This window comes from Accumulibacter sp., from assembly GCF_029255145.1.
GTDB lineage: Bacteria > Pseudomonadota > Gammaproteobacteria > Burkholderiales > Rhodocyclaceae > Accumulibacter.
In genome coordinates, this window is the sequence record NZ_JAPUVQ010000035.1 from 1 (window position 1) to 9,042 (window position 9,042).

The following is a 9,042-nucleotide window of genomic DNA, read 5'->3' on the forward strand; positions in this document are numbered from 1 at the left end:
CCACAGTAGGGAAAATGAGGGGAAAACCCTCGGAAAAGCCGGAAAATCACGAAAATCCGGCTTGATTGTTGCGTATGGTGAAACGCGCCGGCTTAGCCAGCGTGAAGTCCGACAGGCTGCTAGGGTACCCTTATGGCCACGTCGTTCCCGGTTTGCCCGCTGTGCCGCTTTCCTCCGCCTCGGCGTGTGGAGAGTGACGTATGTGTCGCCGGGCGATGGACTTCAGCACCGTCGTGTCACCAGCCGCCGACCTCCTACCTGACGCGCCAACGCCCCCGGGAGAACCCAACCATGCCGCAACTCCTCGACTTTTACTTTGACTTCTCGTCCCCCTACGGCTACCTGGCGTCGGAGAAGATCGACGCGCTGGCCGAGCGCCACGGGCGCCAGGTCCGCTGGCGGCCTATCCTGCTCGGTGTGGTGTTCAAGCAGACCGGCGCCGCGCCGCTGACGCTGGTGCCGCTCAAGGGCGAGTACTCGCTGCACGACTTTGCGCGCTCGGCGCGTTTCCTTGACGTGCCCTATGCGCATCCGGCGAACTTTCCCCTCGCCACGCAGCACGCGGCACGTGCCTGCTACTGGCTGCACGATCAGGACGGCGAAACGGCCCGGGCCTTCGCGCACTCGGTGTTTCGCGCGCTTTACGTCGAGGGGCGCGACGTTTCCGACCTCGACGTGGTTCTCGATCTGGCCGCCGGGCACGGCGCCGACCGTGCTACGCTGGCCAAGGCGCTCGCCGGGCCGGCGCTGAAGGAGCGCCTGAAAGCCGAGGTCGATTCGGCGCTGGCCAAGGGCGTCTTCGGATCGCCGTATGTCGTCGTCGATGGCGAGCCTTTTTTCGGGGTTGACCGGCTGCCGCAGCTCGAACGCTGGCTGGCCTGTGGAGGTTTCTGATGTCTGTCCTGCAAACCCAGATCAACGCGCGCAGCACGGAATTCAAGGCCAATCATGAAGCGATGCGCTTCGTCGTTTCCGATCTGCGCGCGACGGTCGCCCGGATCGCCCTTGGCGGTCCCGAAGCGGCGCGCCAAAAACACCTGGCGCGCGGCAAGCTGCTGCCGCGCGAGCGCGTCAATGCCCTGATCGATCCCGGTTCGCCTTTCGTCGAGCTTTCGCAGCTCGCCGCCTACGGGATGTATGGTGGCAAGACGGCGAATCCATTCGAGGTACCGGCGGCGTCGTTGATCACCGGCATCGGCCGGGTCAACGGCGTCGAGTGCATGATCGTTGCCAACGACGCGACGGTCAAGGGTGGCACCTACTACCCGCTGACCGTCAAGAAGCACTTGCGCGCGCAGGAAATCGCCGGCGAGAACCGCCTGCCGTGCATCTATCTGGTCGACTCGGGTGGCGCTTTCCTGCCGATGCAGGAAGACGTCTTTCCCGACAAGGAGCATTTCGGTCGCATTTTCTACAACCAGGCCAATCTGTCGGCCGCCGGCATCCCGCAGATCGCCGCGGTGATGGGCTCGTGCACCGCCGGCGGCGCTTACGTGCCGGCGATGTCCGACGAGTCGATCATCGTCAAGGATCAGGGGACGATCTTTCTCGGCGGCCCGCCGCTGGTCAAGGCCGCGACCGGCGAGGTGGTGACCGCCGAAGACCTCGGTGGCGCCGACGTTCACACACGGATCTCGGGCGTCGCCGATCACTACGCCGAGAACGATGCGCACGCGCTGGCGATCGCCCGCCGCATCGTCGGCAACCTCAACTGGCGCAAGCGGCCGCCGCTGAGTCTGAGCGAGCCGCGCGCACCGCTGTACCCGGCCGACGAACTGTACGGGGTGATTCCAACCGACACCAAGAAGCCCTTCGACGTTCGCGAAATCATCGCCCGGATCGTCGACGGCTCGGACTTCGACGAGTTCAAGGCGCGCTACGGGACGACCATCGTCTGCGGCTTCGCGCGCGTCTGGGGCTATCCGATCGGCGTCGTCGCCAACAACGGCATCCTGTTTTCCGAATCCTCGCTGAAGGCAGCCCATTTCATCGAGCTCTGCACGCAGCGCGGCATCCCGCTGCTGTTCCTGCAGAACATCACCGGCTTCATGGTCGGGCGCAAGTACGAAAACGGCGGCATTGCCCGTGACGGGGCCAAGATGGTCACCGCCGTGGCGTGCGCCAGGGTGCCGAAATTCACCATCGTGATCGGCGGCTCGTTCGGTGCCGGCAACTACGGCATGTGCGGCCGCGCCTATTCGCCGCGCTTCCTGTGGATGTGGCCGAACGCGCGCATTTCGGTGATGGGTGGCGAGCAGGCGGCGGCCGTTCTGGCGACGGTCCGACGCGACGGCCTCGAAGCCGCCGGCAAGACCTGGAGCGCGGTCGACGAGGAGGCTTTCAAGGCGCCGATCCGTGAGCAGTACGAGGCTCAGGGTCACCCCTACTACGCCAGCGCGCGCTTGTGGGACGATGGCGTGATCGACCCTGCCGATACCCGTCGCGTCCTCGGTCTCGGCTTGTCGGCGGCAATGAACGCCGAAGCCGAAGCGACGAAGTTCGGCATTTTCCGGATGTAAGGGCCATTGATGAGCGACTACCAATCGATAATTACCGAGGTCGACGGCGCCGTCGGCATCCTGACCCTGAACAAGGCGTACCGTCACAACGCCTTCGACGAGGAACTGATCACCGAGATCACCGTCGGGCTGCTTGAACTCGAGGCCGACGAGAACGTTCGCGCGGTGGTGCTCTCGTCTACCGGCAAGAGCTTCTGCGCGGGTGCCGACCTGAACTGGATGCGCGCTGCCGCCGGCTACTCGCCGGAGGAAAACCTGCGCGACGCCCACCGCCTGGCCGAGCTGCTGTCAACGCTCAACGAGCTCTCGAAACCGACCATCGCCCGCGTCCAGGGTCCGGCTTACGGCGGCGGCGTCGGCCTGATCGCCGCCTGCGACATCGCGGTCGGCAGCTACGACGCGGTCTTCGCGCTCAGCGAAGTGAAGCTCGGAATCGTTCCGGCGGTGATCAGCCCCTACGTGCTGGCGGCGATCGGCGAGCGCTACAGCCGCCGTTACATGCTTACCGCCGAGCGCTTTTCGGCTGCCGAGGCGTACCGAATCGGCTTGCTGCACGAGATCGTCCCCGGCGACGAGCAACTCGACGAGGCGATCGGCGAGATTCTCGACAGTCTCCTCGGCAATGGCCCGAAAGCGCAGGCCGAATGCAAGTCGCTGATCCGGGTGGTCGCCGGCCAACCGATCGACGAGCAGACGATAGCCGAGACCGCGCAGCGCATCACGCGTGTCCGGGCCAGCTCCGAAGGCCAGGAAGGCCTGGCGGCCTTTCTCGAAAAGCGGCGGCCGAACTGGCTTGCCGAGTGATCTGCCAGGGCGCCCCGAGTTCGGAATCTGGCTCCCGGCAGCTGGCAGCATTTGACTGGTGACCCTGCCTGCACGGCGCGCGAGCGGCGTGGGGGCGAAAGGTACTTCGATGTTTACAAAGATTCTGATTGCCAATCGCGGTGAAATTGCCTGTCGGGTGATCAAGACGGCGCGCCGTATGGGCGTGCGTACCGTCGCCGTGTATTCCGAGGCCGATGCCAACGCCCGGCACGTGCGGATGGCCGACGAGGCCGTGTGCATCGGGCCGGCTGCCGCCCGCGAATCGTATCTGGTCGGCGAACGGATCCTCGATGCCGCCAGGCGGACCGGTGCGCAGGCCGTCCATCCGGGCTACGGTTTCCTTTCCGAGAACGACCGCTTTGCCGACGCCTGCGCGGCCGCGGGAATCGTCTTCATCGGTCCGCCGGCGGACGCGATCAGATCCATGGGTTCGAAGTCGGCGGCCAAGGCGATCATGAGCGCTGCCGGCGTCCCGGTGACGCCGGGCTACCACGGCGACGACCAGGACCCCGCTGTGCTGCAGCAACAGGCCGACGCCATCGGCTACCCGGTGCTGATCAAGGCGGCCGCTGGTGGCGGTGGCAAGGGCATGCGGCTGGTCGAGTGCAGCCAGGATTTTTCCGCCGCGCTCGCTTCTTGCCAGCGCGAGGCGATTTCGTCGTTCGCGTCGGACAAGGTGCTGATCGAGAAATATCTCAGCCGTTCGCGGCATATCGAATTACAGGTTTTCGCCGATACCCAGGGCAATTGCGTCTATCTTTTCGAGCGCGATTGCTCGGTCCAGCGTCGCCACCAGAAGGTCCTCGAGGAGGCGCCGGCACCGGGAATGACGGCCGCGCGCCGTGCGGCGATGGGGCAGGCAGCGGTGGATGCTGCCAGGGCGGTCGGCTACGTAGGCGCCGGCACCGTCGAGTTCATCGCCAGCGACACCTTTGCGCACGACGGCGCTTTCTACTTCATGGAGATGAATACCCGCCTGCAGGTCGAGCATCCGGTAACCGAGATGATCACCGGCCAGGACCTGGTCGAATGGCAGTTGCGGGTTGCCAGCGGCGAGCCGCTGCCACTCCGCCAGGATCAGCTGGACATCCGCGGCCATGCGCTCGAGGCACGGATCTACGCCGAGAATCCCGAGCAGGATTTCCTGCCGTCTACCGGGCGTCTGGTGCATCTCTCGCCGCCGGCACAGAGCCTCAACGTTCGCGTCGATACGGGAATTGAAGAGGGCGACGAGATCACCCCGTACTATGACCCGATGATCGCCAAGCTGATCGTCTGGGACGTCGACCGCGACGCGGCGCTGGCGCGGATGTGGCAAGCGCTGGCCGACTACCGCATCGTCGGGGTGAACACCAACGTCGACTTCCTGTCGCGCCTGGTCGTCTGTCCGGCCTTTGCCAATGCCGATCTCGACACCGGCCTGATCGAGCGTAGTCGCGACTTCCTCTTTCCGGCGCACAGCGAACCGCCGAAGAATGTGTTCTTCATCGCCGCCGTCGCCGGCCTGCTGCGCGATCAGGCGGCGGCGCTCGCCAGGGCCAGCCACTCGGGTGACCCGTGGTCGCCGTGGAGTTCGCACGACGGCTGGCGGCTGAACATCCAGGCGCGGCGGACGCTCACCTATCGCACCGGCGACACTCTGCACGAGGTCATCGTCGCCTACGAGGCGGACGGCTGGCGATTGACGCTGGGTAACGAATCGGTGCTGGCACGCGGCCGCTTTCTCGACAGCGGCCGTTTTGCCGGGCAACTCGCGGTCGAGCTGGACGATCGCCGCCTGGTGGCCAGCGTCGTCGCGGTCACCGAAAGGCAGGAACAGAAGCGCCACGTTTTCCTCAACGGCACCAACTACGTCATCCAGCGCGACGACCCGCTGCATCTGGTCGAAGCCGGTGGTACACACGGTGGCGGTCTGACTGCGCCGATGCCGGGCAAGGTTGTCGCCTTGCTGGCAGTGGTCGGCCAGCGGGTGGACAAGGGTACGCCGCTGTTGATCCTCGAAGCGATGAAGATGGAACATACCATCACCGCACCCAAGAACGGCACCGTCAAGGCTTTCTGTTACGCGGCCGGCGAACAGGTCGTGGACGGTGCCGAACTGGTCGACTTCGCAGCGGAGAAGTGAAATGGCGTTCCCGACGAGAGTGAAGCTGGTCGAGGTTGGCCCTCGTGATGGCCTGCAGAACGAGTCGCAGATCGTTCCGGCGGCGATCAAGGTCGAACTGATCGAACGCCTGGCCGACGCCGGGCTGTCGGTGATCGAGGCCACGTCCTTCGTCTCGCCGCGCTGGGTGCCGCAGATGGGCGACAACGCCGAAGTGCTGCGCGCGGTGCTCGCCAGCCCGCGGTACCGGCCGCAGGTCTCCTACCCGGTGCTGACTCCCAACCTCAAGGGTTTCGATGCGGCGATCGAAGCCGGTGCGCAGGAAGTTGCGATCTTCGGCGCGGCTTCGGAAACCTTCTCTCAGAAGAACATCAACTGCGGCATTGCCGAGAGTCTGAAGCGCTTCGCTGCGGTGGTGGATGCTGCCAGCGCGCTCGATATCCCGGTGCGTGGCTACGTCTCCTGCGTCGTCGCCTGTCCGTACGAGGGCGACGTCGACCCGCAGCGAGCCGCCTGGGTGGCCAGGCGGCTGCTTGACATGGGTTGCTACGAGGTCTCGCTCGGCGACACCATCGGCGCCGGGACGCCGACCGCGATCAAGCGGATGATCGAGGCCTGTGCGGCGGTGGTACCGATCGAACGCCTGGCAGGGCATTACCACGACACTTACGGGATGGCCATCGCCAACATCTACGCCTCGCTCGAAATGGGCATGGCGGTGTTCGACAGCTCGATCGCCGGCCTCGGGGGCTGTCCTTACGCGGCCGGCGCCAGCGGCAACGTGGCGACCGAAGACGTCGTCTATCTGCTGCGCGGGCTGGCGATCGAAACCGGGGTCGATCTCGACGGCTTGCTCGCCGCCGGTCAGTTCGTTTCGCGCTACCTGGGCCGCGAATCCGGCTCGAAGGCTGCCCGTGCGCTGCTCGCCCGGCAGGCTCCGGGCTCGGCCGGCGTCCGGGTGGAAAGGAGTGTATCTTGACGCAAGTGGTCGCCTCGCCGTGTATCAACGTCTGCCGGATGGACGATCAAACGGGTTTCTGTCTCGGGTGCTTTCGGACGATTGAAGAAATCGCTGCCTGGAGCGCTGCGGCGGATGCGCAACGCGCGCACATTCTGCTGGCCGTAGAGCGTCGGCGTGTCGATCACGATCCAGCGGGTTGTTCGTCCGGCGGCGAGTTTCGTGGTGATTGCGAGCACTGACCATGAGCGGAACTGAAGACGGCTATCTTTGCGTCGGCGTCTGCATGTTCGACCCCGATTCCGGTTACTGCCTCGGCTGTGGTCGTCCGCCAGAGCCGGCATCGGAGGCTGGCCAGGGAATCGTCGTCGAGGAGGCGCGCTCGCTGCGGATCATCGATGCGGGACTGGACGGCGACTCGCCGGGCAAGTCCTGATGCTGCCCGGCAGTCTGCTGGTTCTGGAACGTGGCTGGCTGTCGTCGAACAATATCGTTTTTCTCGAAGGCGACCAGGCGGCGCTGATCGACAGCGGTTACGTCAGCCATGCTAGCCAGACGGTGGCGCTGCTCCAGCACGCGCTTGGCGGTCGCCGGCTCACCCGGCTGCTGAACACCCATTCGCATTCCGACCACATCGGTGGCAACGCTGCGGTGACCGACGCTTTTGGCTGCCGGGTGATCGTTCCGCAGGGGATCGACGCGACGATCGCCGAGTGGGACGAAGAAGCGCTGCTGCTCTCGCCACTGGGCCAGTCTGCGGCGCGCTTCCGTCACGATGCGACGATCGCCGCCGGCGACGAGCGCGAACTCGGCGGCCTCAATTGGCGGGCGATTGCGGTTCCCGGCCACGACATGGATGCGCTCGCTTTTCACAACCCGGAGCGGCGCATCCTGATCTCGGGTGACGCCTTGTGGCGTAACGGCTTTGGCGTCATTTTTTCCGAACTGCTGGGTCATCCCGAGGATGGTGGCGGCCTCAAGGCCGCGCGCGAAACGCTCGACGCGCTGGCGCGTCTGCCGGTCGAGGTGGTGATTCCCGGCCATGGAGCACCCTTTGTCGAGGTCGACGATGCTTTTGAGCGCGCCTACCGGCGGCTGGCTGCCTTCGAGCAGGATATCGACTTGTTGGTTCGACACGCGTTGAAGGTCATCCTGGCCTTTGCCCTGTTGGAGAGGCGGCAGCTGCCGCGCGCCGACCTTCCCGCTTTCCTGTCCCGTTTGAGCTTTTGCCAGAGCGTCAACGCACGCTACCTCAAGCTCGACAACGCGGTCCTGGCGCATGAGCTGGCCCGAGACCTGATCCGCGTCGGGACCCTGCGTGACGAACAGGGAATGCTGGTCGCCGTCTAGCGGTGGCGCGGGTATAGCTCGGTTGCGGAAGGACTAGAACGCTCCCGCGCGGCTACAGATGCGACGCAGCTCGTCTTTCCCAAGCCGCTGCAGGTCGAGGTCTTCCTGCCAGCAGCGTCGCTCCACGCCTGACGATACGTACTTCTGACATTGTTCTGCGGTTTGCTCCAGGAAGGCCTCCAGCGTTCGCCGCAGGTGACTCGGTGTCGGCAGCATGGTGCCAAAGAAGAGCGTCCATTGCCGACGTTTGATCAGCAGCGTCGGGAAGTTCTCCACGTCCAGATCGCCCAGCTCGTCCGCGTGTTCCTCAATATCCAGCCAGTGAAACGCCGCCGCCGGAAACTGTCTGGCAACTTCCTTGAAGCCGTCGCGGTATTCACGGCAAACGCCACACCACTCGGCACACAGGCAGACGACGACGAATTCGCCGGCCGTCGGGTCAGTGTTCTCCTGCTGCACCGGTACGGGTTTCATGGTGCGTTTGGTGCTCCGCGCTGCCGGTTCATGCGCGTCGACGAGCAGGCCGCCGTCGGCACGTGCTCAAGCGCCGTTGCGACCGACCACCAGCCGCTGAATGTGCGCAATCAGCTGCTCTTCGGGGTACGGTTTTCCGAGCAGCACGTCGACGCCGGCCGCGTCTGCTTCGCTGCGCAAGTCATCACTGTCGGAGGTCACCATGATGATCGGAATGTGCGCCGTGCGTGCATTGCCGCGTAGTTGCCGCACCAGTTGCAGACCGGTCATTCCGGGCATATCCACGTCCGTTACCAGAACATCGGGTAGTGAATCAGCAATTTTCTGCGCTGCGTCGAGTCCGTCTTCGGCCATCAGGACCTGATACTGATTCGCGGTGAGCAGCCTGCCCGTCTTGACGCGGACGACTTTTGAATCGTCGGCGATCATTACCACCGTTTGCCCGGGAGTCTTGGCCTTGCCTGGTTCAACGGGCGCAGCGCTCGCGGCCTCGCGGCGCGCGGCTTCCTCCGATGCCTGGCGCTCGGTCTCGCGAGCGATGGCTTCCTCAACGGCCAGACGCTCCGCTTCTTCCTGACGCAGGGCCTCTTCCACAGCCTGGCGCTCGATCTCGATGCGGGCGGCTTCCACGGCGGCCTGGCGTTCGGCCTCGACGCGGGCGGCCTCCACGGCGGCCTGGCGCTCGATCTCGACGCGGGCGGCCTCCACGGCGGCCTGGCGTTCGGCCTCGACGCGGGCGGCTTCCACGGCGGCCTGGCGTTCGGCCTCGACGCGGGCGGCCTCCACGGCGGCCTGGCGTTCGGCCTCGACGC

At 65.4% G+C, this 9,042-nt stretch carries 10 protein-coding genes; 8 read left to right on the forward strand and 2 right to left on the reverse strand.

Annotated elements, in window-relative coordinates:
- Positions 1-291: 291 nt before the first annotated feature.
- The 8 genes from Q1L50_RS03665 to Q1L50_RS03700 all read left to right on the forward strand — a co-directional run bounded on the left by Q1L50_RS03665 (position 292) and on the right by Q1L50_RS03700 (position 7,756).
- The gene (locus tag Q1L50_RS03665; protein ID WP_300335983.1) at positions 292-894 is read left to right on the forward strand and encodes a 2-hydroxychromene-2-carboxylate isomerase; all 603 of its coding nucleotides are present in this window, start codon (positions 292-294) and stop codon (positions 892-894) included.
- Positions 894-2,519: a carboxyl transferase domain-containing protein gene (locus Q1L50_RS03670; protein WP_300335984.1), complete on the forward strand. Its 1,626-nt coding sequence runs from the start codon at positions 894-896 to the stop codon at positions 2,517-2,519. The genes Q1L50_RS03665 and Q1L50_RS03670 overlap by 1 nt, the downstream gene beginning before the upstream one ends.
- A 9-nt stretch (positions 2,520-2,528) precedes the next feature.
- Positions 2,529-3,323: an enoyl-CoA hydratase/isomerase family protein gene (locus Q1L50_RS03675; protein WP_300335985.1), complete on the forward strand. Its 795-nt coding sequence runs from the start codon at positions 2,529-2,531 to the stop codon at positions 3,321-3,323.
- Between the two features lie 109 nt (positions 3,324-3,432).
- Positions 3,433-5,469, forward strand: coding sequence for an acetyl/propionyl/methylcrotonyl-CoA carboxylase subunit alpha (locus tag Q1L50_RS03680; protein ID WP_300335987.1), 2,037 nt, complete (start codon positions 3,433-3,435; stop codon positions 5,467-5,469).
- A gap of 1 nt (position 5,470) precedes the next feature.
- Complete coding sequence (locus Q1L50_RS03685) at positions 5,471-6,427, forward strand: hydroxymethylglutaryl-CoA lyase (protein ID WP_300335989.1); 957 nt, start codon at positions 5,471-5,473, stop codon at positions 6,425-6,427.
- Positions 6,424-6,648 carry a DUF1289 domain-containing protein gene (locus Q1L50_RS03690; protein ID WP_300335991.1) on the forward strand — a complete coding sequence of 75 codons (225 nt, stop codon included), beginning with the start codon at positions 6,424-6,426 and terminating at the stop codon, positions 6,646-6,648. The genes Q1L50_RS03685 and Q1L50_RS03690 overlap by 4 nt, the downstream gene beginning before the upstream one ends.
- 2 nt (positions 6,649-6,650) lie before the next feature.
- Positions 6,651-6,842 (forward strand): DUF1289 domain-containing protein, encoded by a 192-nt coding sequence (locus tag Q1L50_RS03695; RefSeq protein WP_300335993.1) that lies wholly within the window; start codon positions 6,651-6,653, stop codon positions 6,840-6,842.
- Positions 6,842-7,756 carry an MBL fold metallo-hydrolase gene (locus Q1L50_RS03700; protein ID WP_300335995.1) on the forward strand — a complete coding sequence of 305 codons (915 nt, stop codon included), beginning with the start codon at positions 6,842-6,844 and terminating at the stop codon, positions 7,754-7,756. The genes Q1L50_RS03695 and Q1L50_RS03700 overlap by 1 nt, the downstream gene beginning before the upstream one ends.
- 33 nt (positions 7,757-7,789) lie before the next feature.
- Here the strand turns inward: Q1L50_RS03700 and Q1L50_RS03705 are convergent, their stop codons facing one another.
- Together Q1L50_RS03705 and Q1L50_RS03710 are read right to left on the reverse strand one after the other, a co-directional pair.
- Positions 7,790-8,230, reverse strand: a complete 441-nt coding sequence (locus tag Q1L50_RS03705; protein ID WP_300335996.1) for a thioredoxin family protein — start codon at positions 8,228-8,230, stop codon at positions 7,790-7,792.
- Between the two features lie 66 nt (positions 8,231-8,296).
- Positions 8,297-9,042: response regulator (locus Q1L50_RS03710; RefSeq protein WP_300335997.1), on the reverse strand; the 746-nt coding region annotated here is incomplete at its 5' end.